Source organism: Streptomyces sp. JH14 (assembly GCF_029428675.1).
Taxonomy (GTDB): Bacteria; Actinomycetota; Actinomycetes; order Streptomycetales; family Streptomycetaceae; genus Streptomyces.
This window is the reverse complement of the sequence record NZ_JAJNEL010000001.1, coordinates 6,190,539-6,209,877: the sequence shown is the minus strand read 5'-3', so window position 1 is coordinate 6,209,877 and position 19,339 is coordinate 6,190,539. Positions and strand designations below refer to the sequence as shown.

The following is a 19,339-nucleotide window of genomic DNA, read 5'->3' as shown; positions in this document are numbered from 1 at the left end:
GGCCATCCTCCAGGACACGTACGGATGATCCAGGCGTCAGGGCCTGGGTGGCGGTCGGCATCAGGCAGCTCCCCGCTCGGTCACGGTGACCTGGCCGAGCCCGTGCAGGACGGATTCCAGGGTGTCGACCTGCTTGCTCAGGCCGAACAGGCGCAGGCGGTCCACGCACGCGGCGATCAGGTCGGCGTGCTGCTGTGTGCCGGCGATCTCGCGGAGGTAGGAGAGACGTTCGATCACGTCGCTGCCGGAGCGCACGACCAGCTCCTTGGGGACGAACCGGTCGGCGAAGCGGATGTTTGCCGGGGCCAACGGCAGGCATCCGGCGAGCACGGCCTCGAAGATGCGCTGGGTCATCTGCCCGACGGCGGCGTACCGCTCGGGCAGCATGAGCACCGTGGCCAGGGACCGACCGTAGACGCCAGCGGCTGCCTCGAACGGGATCCGGCCGACGAAGCGGACGTGCGGCCAGCGGTCGGTCTTCTTCCACTTCCCGGCGACCAGGTGATCGGCGCGAGCGGCGGCCGGGGCGAAGAAGCGGTCGAATGACTCGTCGCGGTCGTACTGGTTACCCACGTAGCCGAGGGCCAGGTCCCGCTGCTGAGCTGCGAGAGCGAAGGGATCTGCCTGGGCGAGGAGGTCCTCGGCGACTGGGAAGAGCAGAGAGCGCGCTCCGTGGGTCGGGGCGAGGGCTGCCTCGCAGACACGGGTGTGTGCCGTGCGGCGCCACATGCTTTCGGCTCGCAGGGTGCGGTCCTTGTCCCAGATCACGGTGGGCGTCTGGTGCCGCACGGTGTAGTGGTTGATGAGCTGGGCCTGGCGGTGCAGGTCGCAGGTGTGCCCCTCGCTCCCGCACATGGTGGTGTTGCGGCCGGTGATCGCCCAGCGCCACTCCAGGAACAGGACGTGGATGCCCGGAAGGTCGTCGTCGAAGGTGTACGTGCCGCCGAGGTCCTCGCCCGCTTCGAGGCGGTCGCGGTCGGCCTGCAGGAAGACGATGTCGTGACCGCGGGCGAGGAGGGCGTCGATGAAGGGGCGGCGGTGGCTGCGGCCCCCGTCCGGGGTGTCGGTGACGCCGTTGCCGAGGAAGCCCCAGAAGCTGTATCCGATCTTCATTTGGTGATCCACCGCCCTTCGAGGAGCAGGGCGTCGAGCCCGGAGTTGGCCAGGCAGTCCAGGGCCATCTCCGGTGTCCCGCAGATCGGCTTGCCCTTCACGTTGAGGGAGGTGTTGATCAGTACGGGCACCCCGGTGCGGCTGCCGAAGGCGGTCAGGACCGCGTGCATGAATGGGTTCTGCGACCTGGTGACGGTCTGCAGGCGGGAAGTGCCGTTGGCGTGCACGATGGCCGGCACCTGCTCGCGCGTCTTGTCCGTCACGCCGGAGGCCATGGACATGTACGGCGCCTGCTGGCCGAGGGTGAAGAACTCGTCGGCGCGCTCGGCCAGGACCATCGGGGCGAAGGGCCGGAACGGTTCGCGGAACTTCACGGTGGCATTCAGCCGCTCGACGACACCGGGCTCCAGTGGGGAGGCGAGGATCGAGCGGTTGCCCAGGGCGCGCGGCCCGGCTTCGACGGCACCCTGGAACAGGCCGACGATGGTGCCGTCGGCGAGCTGGTCGGCGAGGAACTCGGCGGTTTCGATGCCGAAGGTCTTCTGGTGGAGGCCGGGCCAGGGCGTGAGGTCAAGGGGCTGGGCCTCGTAGGACGGGCCGAGGTAGCAGGTGCGGGCGATGCCGGCGAGCGGGCGTGGGCTGCGTTCGTTGATGTGCACAGCGAGGGCGGCGCCGATCGCGGTTCCGGCGTCACCGGGCGCGGGCGGCACGAACACCTCGTCGAAGACGCCAGCCTCGATGATCTTCCCGATGCTCACGCAGTTCGTGGCGACACCGCCCCCCACGCACAGGCGCGGGGAGCCGGTGAGCCCCCGGGCTCGGCGGGCCAGGTGCACCATGACCTGTTCGGTCCGCTCCTGGAGGGCCGCCGCAAGGTCCTGGTGGACTTCGGCCAGGGGCTCGCTCGGGTGCCGCTCAGGGCAGGTCTCGGCGACGAAGCGGCCGGACGTCCGGTCGTATCCCGACGTGAGGGTGCGCGTGGGGAAGTAGGCGGGGTTGATGTGGAAGCCGGTCGCGGTCGTGCGGACAGCCTGGGCGAACAGGTGGCGGAAGCGGGCGGGGTCGCCGAGGGCGGCCAGCGCCATGACGGTGCCTTCCTCGTCGCCCCGGCGCCAGCCCAGGTGCTCGGTGACGGCGCCGTACACGTACCCGAGCGAGGCCGGGTCGTTGATCGCTTCCAGGGTCTGCGTCACAGGACGGATCGCGGTGTGTCCGTAGGCGATGGTGGTGGTCTGCCGCTCGCCGAGGCTGTCGACCACGAGCACGGCGGACTCGTCCCAGCCCGAGGCGGCGAAGGCGGTGAGTTGGTGGGCGCGGTGGTGCAGGACCGGGGTGACGCGGGCGGCGGGGAACTGCCGGCCGATCAGCCGTAGGCGGAGCTGGGTGCGCAGAGCCACCTTGGCGAACCCGTGGGCTCGGGCCAGGGCCCGGTCGCGGGTCGCCGGGGAGAGCGCCAGGCGCAGGGCGGCGGGCGACTCAGAGAGGTAGCGGGCAGGCTGGAAGTTGTAGGCGACGGCGTCCACGTCGGCGGCGGTGAGCTTCGCCTGGCCGAGCAGCCATGCGATGGCGCGGCTCGGGTAGAGCTTGGTGTGCTTCTGCTCGGAGAGGCGTTCCTCCTCGACGAAGCCGATCAGTTCGCCGTCCACCAGCAGGGCGGCCGAAGAGTCGTGGGTGTACGAGCACAGGCCGAGGACGACGGAAGGGGTGCGCTTCACGCTGGCCGTCACCTCGCCCCGGCGGTCGCGGCGGGCTTGGAGGAGCGGCGTTCCAGCTCGCCGTACCAGGCGGTGAGGGCCTGGCCGAGGGGACCGTCGATCGCGTCGGCCGCCCGCCACGCCTGCGTGCGCTGTCCGTCCTTCCACAGCCGGTAGCTGCGCAGCGTCTCGGCCATCGTGTCCCAGCAGGGGTGGCCAGTCACGTCGCGGGCCTCGACCTGGTCGAGTAGGCCGTCGAAGCCCTTCCACGGAGTCCGCAGGTCGGGCATGACCGGGCTCGCCGCGAGCGACGTCAGTTCCTCGGCCCGCTCGACGTGTTCCTCGTAGACGTGGAGCGAGCCGACGTGAAGGTGGAACTCGCCCAGCTCCGCGTCGAGCCACCCGGCGACCAGCTCGTGCAGCACGGTGTAGAAGAACACGTCGTACGGCATGCCGATCCACACGTCCTGGCCGCGCATCATGGTCGCCATGTGCAGGCGGCCGGCGCGCAGGTGGAAGCGGAAGCCGAGGGTGCAGGGCACATCCTTGTGCCCGGCGGCGTCCTGGGCCGGGTCGTAGAGCTGGATCAGGGCCCGCCGGGAGTCGGGGTCGGCCTGGAGGATCTCCACAACGCGGGCCAGTTGGTCCACCTTGCCGGCCCAGTTCCGCATCCTGGGTCCGTACGCCCCCAGGAGGACGCCGTCGTCGGCGAACTGCCGCAGCCGGTTGTTGTAGTCGAAGATCCACGAGGCGTCGGATCCGGACAGGTGCCAGACCGTCTCGGCGACCGCGAAGGCCGGGTTCACGATCCGGACCGGGGGCGCGTAGAGCAGGCGGGCGCGCGGCTGCGTGAGGAGCAGGTGCACGTCGCGGACTTCGCGGGTGGCCATGCCCCGGGGGCTGACCTTCTCGCCGGACTTGGCCAGCGTGACGGCGCCGGAGAACAGCTCGGCCATGCTGTCGGCGGTGAGGTGTGTCATCGGACGGATGCTCCTTCGTCCTGGGGCGACGCAGAGGCGCCCGCATCTTGGTGTGTGAAATTGCCGGGCCTTGTGCAGGATGCGGCGCGGTCGGTGATGAGGCGAGCGATCCGAGCCGCACTGTCGCCGCGCCACCGGCACACCGCATCCAGGGACTTCTGCGGGATCGGCGTACGAGGCTCGCGCAGTGCGGAAAGCACTTCGGCGATGCCACCGGCGTCGTGGCACCGAGTCGCAAGACCGTGACCGGTCAGGTCCAGGGTGTGTTCGCCCGGCGGGCCGATTTCGAGCACGGGGACGCCGAGCAGCGCGGCTTCGATACCGCACGTCGAGTACGCGCTCGCCAGGGCGTCAGCGCCGGCGAGGCAGCCTCGTGCACCGACCCGGGAATCGGCCACGGCAACGAGGGGCCCGTCGTCCCGCTCCACCAGAGAGGCGTAGGCGTCGGCGCCCTGGGCTGGGTGTGGAGCGACGACGAGACCCCAGTCGCCGTCCGCCTTTGCGAGTCCGTCCAGGAGAAGGTTCGCGTGGGACGCGAGGTGATCGGGGCTGAACGGCTGGCAGGCCCACACCGCGATCCGGGCGGGCGCGCGGCGGCCAGCCGGAGCCAGTAGCTTCTCCAGGTACCGTCGCTGCGCTTCGCGGCCGAGGCCAGCGAGTACGTCGAAGCGGGGCTGTCCGAGTACGTGCACCTCGGCATCGGGGTGACGCACCCACGCTCGTCCCAGAGCGAGGTCCCGGTCGCCCATGACAATGATGTCGCGGCTGTGCAGGGCCGGCCAGGCGACCGATCCCGCCGTCCACGCCCCATGCTGGACGTGAACCGAGTTCGCACCGTGTCGCTCGGCGGCGCGAGCGGCCAGCACGCCCAGGGGGCTGGTGTCGTTGCTCAGAAGAACGGTGTGCGGCCTGGTAGTCGACAGCATGTCGTCGAGCCAGCTCTCCGCCCGCACCAGGGTCCGCCACGACGGCTGGGTGCAGCCCCCACTGGTTTCGAGCAGCACGGACAAGAGCCTTACAAGCCTGGCGAGTTGAACACCGTGGCCTTCTATGATGACGGCTTGCTCGTCGTCGGGCAGGTGTAGGCCCTCGGCGGTGCCGGAGAGGGTGAAGAGGTCGCTCGGAGCCGAGCGCAGCTCGATGCCCGTCACCGATCCCGCGCTGCACAGCTCCGCGGGATCGGTGGCGAGATCGAGCAGGAGACTCTTCTGGCCGTCGCGCGCCAGTTCGGCGAGAACCGGGGTCAGCGTGGCAGCGTGGCGGGAGGTCCACGACAGCGCCAGAACGTCCTGTCGTCCGAGGTTCGAGGGGAGTGGACTCGGTTCCGTGTTCGCCGTACTTGTCCGGGCGCGGTTGCGTAGCTGGGCGGAGCGGGTCGGGTTGTGCGGTGCCGCAGCCCCGAGCAGGTACGCGATGCCGGACCAGGTCACGGTGTAGGCCAGATACTCACGCGAACTGCTCGAACGCAGCCCCACGAGTCCCTCGTACGGGGCCAGGGCCAGGGGCCCTGGGGCCGAGGCGAACGGCGCCCATGCTTTCAGGGCCAGGAGTTTGCGCACGATCTCGGCGACGAAGCGCCGCACGGGAACGTGCAGGACATGGAGCCAGCCGGCTCCGCCCAGGGTGGAGGCCAGCGAGGCGCTGTGGCGGTCGAGGGCAGCCATGACGTCTTCAACGCCGGCGCGCAGTACATGCTTGTCGACGGCCGTCGCTTCCAGTTCCGCGGTGTGGACGTGGTCGGTTCGCGCGTGCGCCAGCGCGCCGCTTCCGACGAGAGCCCATCTCGGCTTCCCGGCGAAGGAGGAGCGGACCAGGCCCAGGCCACCAGTCGTGCGGGGACTCACACCTTGCTCCCCTCGACGAGCTGCTTGGCGGGGAGGAGAAGGCGCAGCAGTTCCCTGGGCGAAGCGGCCGTCTCGGGGGCGGGAGCCGTCGGCTGCCCGTAACCCCATCCAGCGTGCACATAGGCGACCCCGGCGCGTGCGGCGGACTCCTGGTCGACCGCCATGTCCCCCACGTAGACGGCAGCGGCGGGGTCGACTTTCAGATCGACCAGGGCCAGGAGGAGCGGATCCGGGGCCGGCTTCGTCCGGCCCGCTCCCGCAGGCGTGCGGATGGTCGCGAAGGGGCACCCGAGGCGCGCGAGGAGCGGGGCCGCACGGTCGACGTGCTTGGACGTAACCACACCCAGCCGCCAGTCGGCGGCCACGAAGGCGTGGAGCATCTCGACGATGCCGGTGAACTGCTGCGCGAGGTGCGCGGTGGCCACGGATTCCGCTTCGTACGTTCGGCGGACTGCCTCGGCGTCGGTCACGCCCAGTCGCTGCATGATGTCGCCGAACTCGCGGCCCAGATGGCGCTCGTAGTCGTTGAACGGGAGCGTGACGCCATGGATCTCTTGGACCCTCCGCCACGCCTTCCGCATCACCGGACGCGTGTCGAGCAGGACGCCGTCGAGGTCGAGGAGAAGAGCGCGCGACGTGTGGTCGCTCGGCGCGGCCGGAGCTGGTGGCGATTCGTGAGCGGGAACAGTCATGATCTTCCTCTCGTCAGGGGTGGCCGTTGCGCCTCAGAGGGCCGAAGCCGGTTCAAGTTCCGACTCGGGGTACTGGGCCGGGCCGCCGGCCTCCTCGAAGGCTGCGTTGAGCAACGCCACGTGCGTGCGGTCGCGCCGGCCTCGGGACTGCAGAGCACGCCCGTGGCGGGACAGCGCCCACGCCTTGAGGGCCGTCGGGTCTTGCATGAAGTTCTTCGCGTTCTGCCGCAGCACGGCGGGTGTGAACACACCGAGGTTGAGGCCGGTACGCCAGAACTCAAGCCACCACTGACACATCAGAAGGGGACCCGATTCGTCGTCCTTGACGTGATCGGGATGGTTGCGCACCCATTTCGGATCCAAGTCCGGGTGCCTCGTCGCGACTTCGAGCATGCGGCCGTGGGCCTGGTGCACCGCCAGCTCCAGGAACTGGCGGTGCTGCAGGTGCCGCTGGGCGGTGTGTACCGCGGATGCGAGGGCGATGGTGGCGGCCAGAGCGAGAACGGGACGGTTCATCTGCAACCTTTGCTCGCGGATGGATGGGGTGGTGCAGGGCGACTGGCGACGGGCAGGGGTGACGGCTTCGGGGCAGCAGCGTTCGCCGTCGCGCTCGCTTGAGGGAAGTCAGGCTGCGTCCGGCGGTCCGTCAGTCGAAGACGAGACCGCTCCGTTCGGCGCGACCGGCAGGCGAGAGAGCCGGTGAAAGCGATAGAGGTCGAAGCCACCCCCCTGCACCTCGCCGGCGGGCACGGCGAAGAGGTCGAGTCCCACTTCGCTGGGCGCCTTCGGGGTGGCCGCCCGGATGGCGAGGAGCGCTTCGCCCTGCTCGCGGTGAGGCAGGAGGCGCGGCGCCCGATCGGTGTGTCCCTCGAAAGTCATGGTCAGCCCTCGGTCAGGTGTATTTGAAGGTGATGGCGAGCGCGGCGCTCACGGTGGTGACGAGGAGGACCTGGGCGCTGATCTGCCTCCAGCCCCAGCCCTTCCTGTCCATCCAGCGCAGTGGACGCCTTCAAGTCGGCGCGATGGGCTCCTCGGAGATCACGAGGTGGAGAAACGCCCGGCAGTGCTCGCCCAGGCGCATGATCACGGAGTGGTACTCGTCGTCATCGGAGCTGATGTTGTGCCGGTCGAGGACGATCACACCCTCCGCCAAGCCGTCTCGGAGCTGCCGCTCGGCTTCCCGCCAACCAGGGCGCTGCCACGGGGGCGTGTAGACGCCCCGGCTCACACGGGAGGCGGAGAAGTACGTCGTGGTCACTGGGACGGCCACATCGTGGAGCCGAGCGCCGATCGCGTAACCGTACTGCTCGGCCTCAGCCTGTAGCGTGCCCCAGTCCTCGTCGGGTCGGGCCCTCGGACTCAGTACCAAGCTGTACGCCAGCACGCGCAGCGGCTGATCGTCCTTCCTGAGATCCTGCGTGTCGACGACCTGTCGGAAGAAGTGCTGGCGGAGTGCTCGGAGTTGGCCAGCCCGGGACTGGCGCTTCGCAGGGAGTGAGGTGCGGGACCACCTCGGACGGTCCTTGCTGGCAACCGGCGACCCGCCGGCCGTCTGCTTCTCACGACCCCGGCCGAGGGCAACGGGGCTCAACACGTCGGGTCCGAGCTTGACTGCGTCGTGCGGCGACATGGGGGTGCCTCCGTAAGAGTGGGGATGACGGCGTAGGTAGTTCGGCCGCCGTCCGCGACGCCCCACCGAAGCGACAAGCGGGCGACGAGGTGCAGCCCTCGACCACCGAGATCACCGGCACCCGCACGTCGTCGCCTGGCCGGGGCGGTGCTGTCGTCGGTGACCCGGATCCGAAGCTCGTGGTCGTCGTGCCGCAGTCGCAGGCGGACATCCCCAGAGCCGTGGGTGATCGCGTTGGACACCAACTCCGAGACGACGAGCCGGGCGTCTTCTGCCAGAGCGTCCGACAACGACCACTGCCTCAGCACGGTGGCTGTGGTTCGTCGTGCCTGAGCGACGTGTACACCCACCGGCTCCATGGCCATCTCGAAGATGCGAGAGGTCAGCGGACACCCAGTGGGTGCGTTGCCGGCGATGCGGGCGCCACCGCCATCACCCCCAGGTCGGGGTGACGTTGCTGTCCGGTGCGTGGTCATGTGCCCATCGCACCGTGGCTTCGTGATCCGGAACAGGGGAAACCGGAGGGGGAAATCTTTGTCAAGGGGGGAAAACAGGGGGAAGTTGAGGGGAGGATTGGAGTTCGCCCACCGATAGAGGTCAGACTCATGGCAGTGGATCCATTTGCCGAGCTACTCCGTCACCTGCGGCGTAACGCGAATCGGACGCAGGACGAGCAGGCCGCTGCGATCAACGCCGCTTCCGGCCGGGCAACGATGACCCGCCGAGAGGTCAATCGGTACGAAAAGGGTGCCAACGTTCCCACGGACCACACCCTGGGGAACATCGCTTTGGCCTGCGGCGTCCCGCTGGAGCCACTGCTGCGCGAGGCGAAAGCCTCCCGCGCCAGGCGGCGAGAGAACAAGGCCGAAGCGGAGGATTTGGAAGACGTGAAGCGCCGAACGTTGCTGGGAGGCGCCGTCGTCGGTGCGGCTGCGGCTGCTGAGCCGTGGGGCCGGCTCGCCTATGCACTCAGCAAGGGTTCCAAGATCGACCCTGAGTCGGCGGGCGTACTCATTGATCACGCTGCTCGGTTGCACGTAGACGAGCTGAGCGAGAGCGCGCTTAGTCTGCAGGCTCGGGTCGAGGCGCACCTGGACGCGATCACCGCAGCCCTTCCCCGCGCCGGAACCCATGAGCGAGCGCTGACCATCGCGGCGGGAGAGACCGCAGCTCTTGCCGGGTGGGTTGCCTGGGATCTTAGTGAGCACGACAAGGCCGCCTCCTATTACGGAGTGACCTCGGAGTGCGCGAAGAAGGCTGGGCACCCCCCTCTGCGCGCCCTGGCGCTGGGCTACGCAAGCTACGGCGCCGCCAGCCCTGCGAAGGCGCTGGAGATGCTGTCGCAGGCAGCTCAGGACGTGCGCGGGCGTGGCAACGCAACCGCCGCAGCGTGGGCCCTGGGCCGGTACGCGGAGGAAGCCGCTCAGTCCGGCGATGACGCCGGCGCTCTCCGAGCGCTGGAACAGGCGAAGTTCGCCTATGACTTCGCCGACCATACGAGTGAGCAGGCGTGGGTCCGCTTCGTGACGCCGTACCGAATGGACTCCTTAACGCTCTCTGTCTACGGCGAACTCAAGCGTCAGGAGCTGACTGCCACCGCCGACTCCGCAGTCGAGCGCCTCGGCGGGCAACTACCCGAGTCCGGCGTGGTCGTCCTCGGGGACCTTGCGTCGGCACTTCTGCGGGGCGGCGACGTAGACCGCGGGGCCTACGTCGCGCACCAGTTCGCAGCGGCAGCGGAGTCGAAGCCCAACACCATGGGCCGTCAACGGGCGCAGGCCATCGCTGCCGGACTTCCCGACACGGAGCATGATCTGGTCGACCACCTGCTGACGTTCGCGACGTTGTGAACCATCCCAGCGTGCAGGCTCGGCAAGAGCGAGGCGCTGAATCGCGTGCCCTTACTGCGGGCGCGTCTCGTCGACGACCCAGGACAGGTACGCCTCCGAGCCTCCCGTCACGGGCAGCGTGACCCACTGAGGGACGTCATACGGGTGCCTCTCGTGCAGCCACGCCTCCAGCGCGGGGAGGCGATCCGACGACGTCATGTAGGAGATCCGCCACTCCTGAGCCGTTTCGACCTTCCCCTGCCACCAGTAGAAGGCGGTGATGGGCGCATCGATGTGGACGCCCGCTGCCAGCTTGCTCTCAACAGCGCCTCGGGCGAGAGCCTTCGCCTGATCTTCGTCGTCACTGGTCGTCTGCGCGATCACGATGTCGTGGTCCATGCGGCTACCTCTCCAGCTCGGGTACCACGACCCTATCCATGTGTCCGACGCAGGCCGGCAGGTGGTAGTTGCCGGGAGGGCTTGGCGAACTCATCTTCCGCGCTGCCCCCCTGCAGCACCCTGTGATTTGGTGTCAGGAGCGCGCTTCGGCATATCGGTGAAGTACTCTTTCCCGCAGATGCGAGGGGAGCGTCCTTCGCATCGGTCTTGACCTCTCCGCGATAGGTGCCCGACGCGCGGTGGACCGCCAGGCCGGTGAGGTAGGCCATGGGCTGGTTGTGGTTGAGCAGCAGGCCGCTCAGCAGCGCGGCACCGCCGTGGTTGATGTCCACAGCCCACAGCACGTCCTGGTCGATGTCCAGGACGTCGCCGATCAGATCCAGTAGGGCCGCTTCGTCGTTCAGGACCCGCCGGGAGAGCAGACGCTCGCCCCGATCGTTGAGCACCACGCAATGGTGATGTTCCTTGCCGATGTCCATTCCGGCCCAGATCCGGGGCACGGCCACCTCCGTCAGCTCGTCGTTGCCGATCGATCCCGCAGACGACCTCGCCGACGTAGTCCTACAGAGCGATCAAGTCGCACATCCCAATTGGCGGTCGAGTCGTCTCGGGGCCCCGGGCGACCATGTTCTCTGAGCCATCCGATCGGCTCCTCCATGACAGCCATACCCAGGACCCCTGGGCCGACCGATCTTACGAGTGACCAGTTCGAACCCTCTTGAAAGGTAGGACTCCATGATCACGGACACTCGTGCCTGTTCCGTATCCGGCCCCCGCCAACCCGACGCTCCATCACCAACCGGACGTCAGCGCACTACGCCGAAGCCCTGGGGTGCCGAGCGTCTCGGATCCGCTGAAGTTCGCCTGCTTTGCGGGATTTCGGAATGAATTCCCGAGAAAGGGTCCCCGACAGGTGTTGACGCGACCCGGGGGTATTCACATAAGGTCGATCAGCCGGGACAATCCAGGGGGAACGATGGTCCGGAACACTATATCCGCACCTTGTTCCTGTTGTCCTGAATTGGCGTGTTGTTGTCCCGCCGCCCGCTTCTCTAGCTGCTGAGGGCCCCAGAAACAGGGTTCCCCTGTTCCGCTTCGCCCAGTCGGTCGACGTAATTCCCATGCGTTCCTGCGGTGTCGCCGCCGGTTTCGCCATGCCATTTTCCTGATATCCGTTGGGGCTGCGCGGCTCGTGTTTTACGTGCGTTCACATTCCGTTTATTGCCCAGTATGGCGCAGACATTGCACACGCATGTCCGGTGCATGAAATTACGTATAGAGATGGTTCCGAATGACCCAGTCCACTACCCCGGAGAGCAGCGCGGCCCCGGTCGATGTGCGGTCAGTCGTCGCCAATGTCCTGGATACGGACATCCCCGGTGATGGGTCGTTCGTCGCTCATGGCGGCGACTCGTTCCACGCCGTTCTGATCGTCGCCCGGATCGAGGAAATATGGGGCGTCGAGGTGGACTTCCTGGATGTCCTGCAGTCCACTCCGGATCGCCTCGTCGAGCTGGTCGCCGAGGCCCTCCCGTCATGAGCCTCTCCCTCTCTGCCGGCTCCCCCGTCGGTGTCCCGGCCGGCGCGACCGCCCACGGTGGGGTGCTGGAGTGGGCGGTCCGTACACCCGAAGCACCCGCGTTCAGGGCGAACGGACGGACCGTCACCTACCGCCGGCTGGTCGGCAGGGCCCAGGCGGTGCGGACCACGCTGCTCTCGCGTGGGATGCAGCCGGGCGCAGTGGTCCACGCGAGCCGCCATCCGGCCACCGCGGTGGCTCTGCTGGGCGTGCTGCGCTCCGGAGCCGCCTTCGCGGTCCTCGCCGCGGACCGGCCCGCCGAGGAGACCGCACTGCGAGCCGCGGAACTGGCCCCGCGGGCCTGGCTCGCGGCGGCGCCCGGCCGTCGGCCCGATGGCTTCGCCGACGGGCCGGCGCTGGACGTCGGCGCCGTCCTGGCCGGTGCGCTCCCGGACGATGCCGGGACGGGAAGCGGTACCGGCACCACGCCCGGGCCCGACGAGCCCGCCTATGTGGCGTTCACCTCGGGCACCACCGGGCGCCCGCGGCGGATCATCGGCACCCACGCCCCGCTGATCCACTTCCTCGACTGGTACGCCCGGGAGTTCGGGCTCACCCCGGCGGACCGGTTCTCGGTGCTGTCCGGGCTCGGCCACGACCCGTTCCTGCGGGACGTGCTGGCCCCGCTCTGGGTCGGTGCGGCGGCCGTCTTCCCCGACGCCGACGTACACGACGCCGAGGCCCTCGCCGATGAACTCCGCAGCCGCGAAGTCACCGTGACCCACCTGACGCCCGCGCTCGCGGACTCGCTGGCCGCCGTCGCCGGGCCGGGCTGGCCGCAGCTGCGGCTGGCCGGTTTCGGCGGAGACGTGCTGACCTGGCGGACCGTCCAGGAGTGGACCGCGCTGGCCCCCGGTGCCGACCTGCTCAACCTGCACGGCGCGACGGAGACACCGCAGGCGGTGTCGGTGCACCTCGCCCGAGCGGCCGGGAGCCCGGCACCGCCCGGTCGCGGCCGTGTCCCGCTCGGATCGGGCATCGACGGCGTCCAGCTGCTGGTGCTCAACGGGGAACGGCAGACCGGCATCGGGGAACTTGGCGAGGTCGTCGTCCGCACACCCCATCTGGCGCGCTACGCCCACGAACGGCCGGAGACCACCGACCGGCCGGAAGGCCGCGAACGGCGCACGGGCTTCGCCGAGAGCCCCTTCGCGAAGGGGGGACCCGACGCGGTCTGCCGCACCGGCGACCGGGCCCGGCTGCGACCGGACGGACTCCTGGACCATGTGGGCCGGGCCGACCAGCAGGTGAAGGTGCGCGGGTTCCGGGTGGAGCCCGCCGAGATCGAGACGGCGCTGCTGGCCCTGCCCTCCGTACGTGCGGCGGCGATGCTGGCCGTGCCGGAACCCGGCGCGGGGCACCGGATGGCCGGCTACCTGGCGACCGGCGGTGAGCGGCCCGACCTTGCGGCGGTGCGCCGGTCGCTGGCCGCCCGGCTCGCCGACCACAAGGTCCCGGGCAGCTTCGTCGTCGTCGATACGTTCCCGTTGACCGCGAACGGGATGCCGGACCGGGCGGGGCTGGCGTCCCTGGGCCCCGAGGAGTCCGCAGTCGCGGCGGACGTGCCGCCCGCCGCCGGTGTCGAGACGGAGCTGGCCTCGATCTGGGCCGAGGTGCTGGGCCGCGAGCGGATCGGGGCGACCGACGACTTCTTCGCACTCGGCGGCCACTCCCTGCTGCTCAGTCAGGTGCTGGTACGGGTGCGCCGCGAGCTGGGTACGGAACTGACACTGCGGGACCTCTTCGAGCACCCCACGGTCGCCCAACTTGCCCAGTTGGTCGGCACCACCGCAGGCACGGCACTCGCAGCAGACACCGTCGCCGCCGCAACGCACGCGCTGCCGGTCCCGAGATCCACCGTCCCGGGACCCGGCCCGCTCTCGTGGACCCAGGAGAGCCTCTGGTTCGAGGAGCAGCTGCGCCCTGGCGGCGCGGCCTACAACATGCCGGTGTTACTCCGGATCAGCGGTCCGCTGGACACCGGTGTGCTCCAGCGCGCGGTGGACTCGGTCGTGGCACGGCACGCGGTGCTGCGCTCGCGCTTCTCGCTCGTGGACGGCGCCCCGGTGCAGACCACGGCGCCCGGGGCACGGGTCGTGGTGCGGGAGGCCGACCTGAGCGCGGTGTCCGAGGCGTCCGCCCTGGAGTCCGCGATGCAGGAGACCAAGCGGCCGTTCGATCTCGCCGAGGGGCCGCTGCTGAGGGTCGCGGTGCTCCGGTCCGGCGGGGACACCGCCCTGCTCGTACTGACGGTTTATCACATCGTGTTCGACGGCTGGTCCTTCGGTCTCCTGCTGGACGCTCTCGGGGAGGCGTACCGGGCCGACGCCGGGGAGCCGACGCCGTCGGAGCGGCCGGACGGCCTCCAGGTCGCCGACGTGGCCCGCTGGGAGCGCGGGGAGCTGGCCGGCCGGCGGCTGGACGAGCTGCTGTCCTGGTGGGGCGAGTACCTCGGCGACACCCCCGCCCTGCTCCAGTTGCCCACCGGTCGTCCGCGCCCACCGGTCCAGGCGCACCGAGGCGCCCGGCACCGCTTCGCCATTGACGCGGCGACCGCCGAAGGGCTGCGCACGCTGGGGCGGGAGGCCGGCGCCACCCTGTTCATGACGCTGCTCTCCGCCTTCGGCGTGGTGCTGTCCCGCTACACCGACCAGGAGCAGCTCCTGGTCGGCACCCCGGTGGCGAACCGGTCCAGGCCCGAGTTCGAGGACCTGGTCGGCTGCTTCGTCAACACCGTCCCTGTCCGGGTCGACCTGCGGGGCGAACCGGTTTTCACGGAGCTGCTCGGCCGGGTCAGGGACAGCGCGCTGGCTGCCTTCGAGCACCAGCAGGTGCCGTTCAGCAAGCTGGTCGGCGCCCACGTCCCGGAACGGGACCTCTCCCGTAACCCCCTGGTGCAGGTGCTGTTCGCGCTCCAGAACGTCAGGCTCGGCTCCTTCGATGCCCCGGAACTGAGCTCCGAACTCGTCGAAGCCACTGCGGCCAACAGCCAGTTCGACCTCAATCTGCGGATGCTGGACGACGGCAGGGAGATCCTGGGCTGGCTCGACTACGACTCCGACCTGTTCGACGAGGCGACCGTTCAGCGGCCGGTGGAGCACCTCAGCAACGTCACGGCAGCCGTCGTGGCGCAGCGGCAGGCTTCGGTCGCCACCGTGGAACTGCTCGGCAGTGCGGAGCGCGAGCGCCTGCTGACCACGTGGAACGACACCGCCGAGTCGTGGTCCCCCGAGCCGACCCTGACCTCGCTGTTCGAGGAGCAGAGCCGGCGCACCCCCGGTGCTGTCGCCGTCCGCTTCAGCGGCCGACAGCTCGACTACGCCGAGCTGCACCGGCGTGCCGACCGGCTGGCCCGGCGGCTGCGCGGGCTGGGGGTGGGCCCGGACGTGGTGGTGGGCGTCCGCCTGGAGCGGTCGCTGGAGCTGATGATCGGCTTGCTCGCGGTGCTGAAGGCCGGGGGCGTCTATTTGCCGCTCGACCCGGGATACCCGGCGGAGCGACTGGAGTTCACGCTCGCCGACTCCGGGGCGGCGGTGCTTCTGACCGGGCCGGGGAGCGGCGGGGTGGTGGCCGAGGGCGTCACCGTGCTGACCCTCGGGCCGGGCGACGCGGCGGACGACACCGGGGCCGGAGCGCAGCACGACGCACCGGCCGACGCGCTGCGCGACGTGCCTGGTGGCGGAGTCCCTGCCCGAGTACATGGTGCCGAGCGCGTTCGTGCTGAGGGCGGCACCGTGGAGCGGATCGCCGAGATCATCGACGGCAGCCGGGCAGCGGCGGCCGCCACTGTGGTCACCCTGCGCTCCACCGGGACCAAGCCGCCGCTGTTCTTCGTGCACCCGCTCGGCGGAAGTGTCTCCTGCTACTCCAACCTGGTCGAGGTGCTCGACCCGGACCAGCCGTTCTACGCGGTCCAGGCGCCCGAGTACGCGGGTCCCGAGACGCCCCGGCCCGAGAGCATCGAGGAGATCGCGGCGCTGTACCTCTCGGAACTGCGCACCGTCCAGCCGGAGGGTCCGTACCACCTGGGCGGCTGGTGCATGGGCGGCATGATCTCGTACGGGATGGCCCGTCAGCTCCAGGCAGGCGGCATGGAGGTGGCCACGCTCACCATCGTCAGCGCCAGCGTCGACGACCCGGTTCCGCCGCGCTACGCCATCTCCGAGGCTGCCGCGATCATCGGTGCGTTCGGGCACCGGCTGCCCACCACCGAGGAGGAACTGGAGCAGCTGGACGACGAGGCCCGGATCCGGCATGTGCTCCAGCTGACCCGGGGCACCGACGACGAGCGGGCCGACACGTCCATAGCACTGGACCTGCGCCGGCTGGTCCGGCTCTACCAGCGGCACGCCCGGGCCCTGCTGACCTACCGCGACACGCCCCGCGAGCCGTTCCGCGGGGACGCCCTGCTGATCCGGGCCGAGACCGAGCTGTTCACCGGCTGGGACTTCGGCTGGCGCGAGCGCGTCGACGGAACGCTGCTGATCGACGAGCCGCCCGGCACCCACTTCACGATGCTCGAGCAGCCGAACGTCAAGGAAGTGGCCTCCAGGATCGAGGCCGCCGCCACAGGCGAGCCCCAGGGCTCACCGGTCCGCTGAGCCGGGCGACACCTGTCCCGGTCGCTCCGGAGCCCCACTCCCATCCCATCCCGTCCCGTCCCCCACAAGGAGCAGTACATGTCCAGCGTCACCACCGAGCAGGAGACCGGTCCCGCGCCGCGTCGAAGCCTGTGGCGTAACCCCGACTTCACCAAGCTCTGGGTCGGCCAGACGGCCTCACTGTTCGCTGCGCAGATCAGCACACTGGCCATTCCGCTGACCGCGGTCCTCGCCCTGTCCGCGACGTCGCAGCAGGTCGGTCTGCTGACCTCGGTGATCAACCTCCCCTATCTGCTGGTGTCGTTGTTCGCCGGGGTGCTGGTCGACCGGATCCGCCGTCGCAGCCTCATGATCAGCGCCGACCTGGGCCGCGCCGTGGTCCTGGCGGTGGTGCCGGTCCTGTTCTGGCTGCACTGGCTGGGTATCGGCTGGCTCTACGTGCTGGGGTTCCTGGCGGGCTGCTGCACCGTCCTGTTCGACGTGGCCGGGCAGGCCTATCTGCCCCGGCTGGTCGACCGTGAGGACCTGAGCGCCGGGAACTCGCTGCTCGGCAGCAGCCAGTCGGCCGCGACGATCGGCGGACCGGCGCTGGGCGGTGTTCTGATCCAGTGGTTGAGCGCACCCGTCGCGGTCTGCGCCGCCTCGGTGTCGTACCTGGTCTCGGCACTGAACATATGGCTGATCCGGCACCGTGAGACCACCACCGAGGCGTCCGGGGCGACGAGGGCCGGCGGCACGCTGCGCCAGGTGAAGGACGGCCTGCGGGTGGTGTTCGGCAATGAGCAGCTGCGTGCCATGAGCCTGATGGCCTGTGTCTTCAACCTGTCGTTCACCGCCTTCGAGGTCGCCTACCTCCAGTACATGCCGCGCACCCTGGGGCTGTCGGCCTCCTCGATCGGTTTTGTGCTGGCCGGGCTCGGCCCCGGCTTCCTGGTGGGGGCGCTCTTCGCGGGCAAGCTGCCCAAGCGGCTCGGCTACGGCCGCGCGCTGCTGCTGACCGGTGCCGTCGCCAACCTGGTGATGCCCGTCATCGCCCTGGTGCAGGGCAACGGCGTGGTCACCGTGGGCATCCTCGTCCTGGTCAACTTCCTCTTCGCCTCCTTCGGCACGGCCAACAACATCACGATGCTGACGATCCGTCAGGTCATTACCCCGGACAACCTGCAGGGTCGCGTCGCCGCGACCAACCGGTTCGTGGCCATGGGCGTGGCGCCGATCGGCGCGCTGATCGGCGGGGCGCTCGGCGCAACCCTGGGGCTGCGGAGCACCGTCCTGGTCACCACGATCGGCCTGTGCCTGGCCCTCGTCCCGCTGGCTCTCTCCTCGCTGGCGCGGATCAAGCACGAACTGCCTGCACCGATCACCGTGGAACCGGTCGACAAGCCGGATCCCGCGGCGTCCTGAGCACTCCCCCACCCGTCTCCGCACACATAGAAGGGCGCCCGTCCCATGTCCGATCAGAAGGACCAGCCGGTACACACCGTTGTCGTCAACGAGCAGGAGCAGTACTCGGTCTGGCCCGACCTGGTGGCCGTGCCGCAGGGCTGGCGGGAGACCGGCCGGCGCGGCACCCACGCCGAGTGCCTGGAGCACATCGAGTCGGTCTGGACCGGCCTCCGCCCCCTCAGCATCCGATAACCGAGGCAACGACCCATGGAATTCTCACTGTTCTACTTCGCGGACGGCGCGGCCGTCGCACCGGGCGCAGGACGCTACGACCTGCTTCTCGAAGGAGCCCGCTTCGCCGACGAGCACGGCTTCGCCGCCGTCTGGACTCCCGAACGCCACTTCCACGAGTTCGGTGGTCTCTATCCGAACCCCGCAGTGACGGGGGCCGCCGTCGCCGCGGTCACCCGCAGGGTCGGGATCAGGGCCGGCAGCGTCGTGGTACCCCTGCACCACCCGGCGCGGATCGCCCTACCCGCCGGCGGACTTCACGATGATCGATATCGCCAGCGGCTACAGCCTCCAGCTCCACGCCTGCCCGGCTTCCCGCACGCCAACCCGGCTGCACCCGCGGCCCGGGTCGCCGACCGTGCACGACAGCTCCGTCGGCGGGCCGCTTCTCTGGCCAGCCGACGAGCCGTGGCCGTACTGCGACGGCGAGCACGTGTGGGACAAGCGGACCCCGGCGCTCTCATCGGAGGACATTCGGCAGTTGCGGCGCACCCGGGCAGCGGCCGAGACCCGGCGTCGCCGGGATCCCGAGGGGCCCATGTCCACACCCGAGGAGGCGGCGGCCGAGCAGCGGCACAACGTGGGCCGCCCGCAGCCCGAGGGCCCGATCCCCATGCTCCCCGTTGCCCAGTTGTATGCCCGCGACGTTCCGGTGCCGGCCCCGCCCGGGGCCGATCTCCTCCAGGTCCTGTGGTGCCCTTCGACCACCCGGCGCACCCGCGGACCGCGCTCTTCTGGCGCTCCGCCGCCGACGTGCTCAAGGCACCGTCCGAACCGTCCGCGGTCCAGCTGATCTGTTACCTGCCGGAGCCGCCGTGCGTACTCGCGCCGGAGCAGGTCACGGAGTACCCCCATCCCATGGAGCTGAGCCAGGACCTCCAGCGGCAACTGGACGACGTGGACCGGTGGGAGGCGGGCGGACCGGTCTGGGACGACTCGTACGCGTTCGCCCCCACGAGTTCTACCGGGATGAGCTCTCCTACGCCCCCGGCTGGAAGGCCGGCGGCTGGTCCACCTGAGGCCTCACCGACCCCATGCCCCGCCGCTGCCCGGAATGCGACACCGAGGCGCTCCCGCTCCTCACCATCGCCACCACCGAATGGAACGGCGGCAGCGAGAGCTGGGCCCCGGAGGAGGAGCGCACCGACCCCACGCCTCTTCCATCGGGCTACCCGACAGCGAACTTCACGATGCTCGATATCGCCAGCGGCTACAATCTCCAGCTCCACGCCTGCCCGGCCTCCTCGGAGCATCCCCACATCGAGCTGGTCCCGTGAGCGGAACGTCAGGCGCCGGCGACG

Annotated in this window: 15 protein-coding genes and 3 pseudogenes; 7 read left to right on the top strand and 11 right to left on the bottom strand. The window is 69.9% G+C overall.

The genetic code is table 11. The features are described 5' to 3' along the window. Positions 1 to 60: 60 nt before the first annotated feature. The 9 genes from LRD69_RS27965 to LRD69_RS27925 form a co-directional block, all read right to left on the bottom strand. Positions 61 to 1,113, bottom strand: a complete 1,053-nt coding sequence (locus LRD69_RS27965) for a hypothetical protein (RefSeq protein ID WP_277329301.1) — start codon at positions 1,111 to 1,113, stop codon at positions 61 to 63. Continuing rightward, a complete protein-coding gene (locus LRD69_RS27960) occupies positions 1,110 to 2,828 on the bottom strand; it encodes a carbamoyltransferase C-terminal domain-containing protein (protein WP_277329300.1) in 1,719 nt (572 codons plus the stop codon). Before LRD69_RS27960 ends, LRD69_RS27965 begins: the two co-directional genes overlap by 4 nt. An 8-nt stretch (positions 2,829 to 2,836) precedes the next feature. After that, positions 2,837 to 3,787 carry a thymidylate synthase gene (locus LRD69_RS27955; protein WP_277329299.1) on the bottom strand — a complete coding sequence of 317 codons (951 nt, stop codon included), beginning with the start codon at positions 3,785 to 3,787 and terminating at the stop codon, positions 2,837 to 2,839. Beyond that, the gene (locus LRD69_RS27950) at positions 3,784 to 5,631 is read right to left on the bottom strand and encodes a hypothetical protein (RefSeq protein ID WP_277329298.1); all 1,848 of its coding nucleotides are present in this window, start codon (positions 5,629 to 5,631) and stop codon (positions 3,784 to 3,786) included. Before LRD69_RS27950 ends, LRD69_RS27955 begins: the two co-directional genes overlap by 4 nt. Next, a complete protein-coding gene (locus LRD69_RS27945) occupies positions 5,628 to 6,323 on the bottom strand; it encodes an HAD-IA family hydrolase (RefSeq protein ID WP_277329297.1) in 696 nt (231 codons plus the stop codon). Before LRD69_RS27945 ends, LRD69_RS27950 begins: the two co-directional genes overlap by 4 nt. Before the next feature lie 33 nt (positions 6,324 to 6,356). Continuing rightward, entirely contained in the window at positions 6,357 to 6,839 is a 483-nt protein-coding gene (locus LRD69_RS27940) for a DUF6082 family protein (RefSeq protein ID WP_277329296.1), read from the bottom strand. A 108-nt stretch (positions 6,840 to 6,947) separates the two neighbouring features. After that, positions 6,948 to 7,202 (bottom strand): hypothetical protein, encoded by a 255-nt coding sequence (locus tag LRD69_RS27935; RefSeq protein ID WP_277329295.1) that lies wholly within the window; start codon positions 7,200 to 7,202, stop codon positions 6,948 to 6,950. A gap of 130 nt (positions 7,203 to 7,332) precedes the next feature. Further along, positions 7,333 to 7,953, bottom strand: a complete 621-nt coding sequence (locus LRD69_RS27930) for a hypothetical protein (RefSeq protein WP_277329294.1) — start codon at positions 7,951 to 7,953, stop codon at positions 7,333 to 7,335. Continuing rightward, complete coding sequence (locus LRD69_RS27925) at positions 7,911 to 8,312, bottom strand: ATP-binding protein (protein ID WP_277329901.1); 402 nt, start codon at positions 8,310 to 8,312, stop codon at positions 7,911 to 7,913. Before LRD69_RS27925 ends, LRD69_RS27930 begins: the two co-directional genes overlap by 43 nt. Positions 8,313 to 8,558: 246 nt before the next feature. Here LRD69_RS27925 and LRD69_RS27920 point away from each other — a divergent pair, with 246 nt between their 5' ends. Beyond that, positions 8,559 to 9,803 carry a helix-turn-helix transcriptional regulator gene (locus tag LRD69_RS27920; protein ID WP_277329293.1) on the top strand — a complete coding sequence of 415 codons (1,245 nt, stop codon included), beginning with the start codon at positions 8,559 to 8,561 and terminating at the stop codon, positions 9,801 to 9,803. Between the two features lie 51 nt (positions 9,804 to 9,854). On the opposite strand, the gene cutA is transcribed toward LRD69_RS27920, so the two are convergent. Together cutA and LRD69_RS27910 are read right to left on the bottom strand one after the other, a co-directional pair. Continuing rightward, the gene (cutA, locus tag LRD69_RS27915) at positions 9,855 to 10,181 is read right to left on the bottom strand and encodes a divalent-cation tolerance protein CutA (protein ID WP_277329292.1); all 327 of its coding nucleotides are present in this window, start codon (positions 10,179 to 10,181) and stop codon (positions 9,855 to 9,857) included. 188 nt (positions 10,182 to 10,369) lie between these two features. After that, a pseudogene (locus LRD69_RS27910) lies at positions 10,370 to 10,681 on the bottom strand (transposase); the annotation flags it as partial. A gap of 791 nt (positions 10,682 to 11,472) precedes the next feature. Between LRD69_RS27910 and LRD69_RS27905 the strand changes: the two are divergent. The 6 genes and pseudogenes from LRD69_RS27905 to LRD69_RS27880 all read left to right on the top strand — a co-directional run bounded on the left by LRD69_RS27905 (position 11,473) and on the right by LRD69_RS27880 (position 19,315). Next, positions 11,473 to 11,721, top strand: a complete 249-nt coding sequence (locus tag LRD69_RS27905) for an acyl carrier protein (RefSeq protein ID WP_277329291.1) — start codon at positions 11,473 to 11,475, stop codon at positions 11,719 to 11,721. After that, positions 11,718 to 16,361 carry a non-ribosomal peptide synthetase gene (locus LRD69_RS27900; RefSeq protein ID WP_277329290.1) on the top strand — a complete coding sequence of 1,548 codons (4,644 nt, stop codon included), beginning with the start codon at positions 11,718 to 11,720 and terminating at the stop codon, positions 16,359 to 16,361. The genes LRD69_RS27905 and LRD69_RS27900 overlap by 4 nt, the downstream gene beginning before the upstream one ends. 78 nt (positions 16,362 to 16,439) lie before the next feature. Next, complete coding sequence (locus LRD69_RS27895) at positions 16,440 to 17,765, top strand: MFS transporter (RefSeq protein WP_277329289.1); 1,326 nt, start codon at positions 16,440 to 16,442, stop codon at positions 17,763 to 17,765. 45 nt (positions 17,766 to 17,810) lie between these two features. Beyond that, positions 17,811 to 17,999, top strand: a complete 189-nt coding sequence (locus LRD69_RS27890; RefSeq protein WP_277329288.1) for an MbtH family NRPS accessory protein — start codon at positions 17,811 to 17,813, stop codon at positions 17,997 to 17,999. Between the two features lie 15 nt (positions 18,000 to 18,014). Then, positions 18,015 to 18,236 (top strand): annotated as a pseudogene (locus tag LRD69_RS27885) (LLM class flavin-dependent oxidoreductase); the annotation flags it as partial. A gap of 64 nt (positions 18,237 to 18,300) precedes the next feature. After that, positions 18,301 to 19,315, top strand: a pseudogene (locus tag LRD69_RS27880) (hypothetical protein). The last annotated feature ends 24 nt before the right edge of the window (positions 19,316 to 19,339 follow it).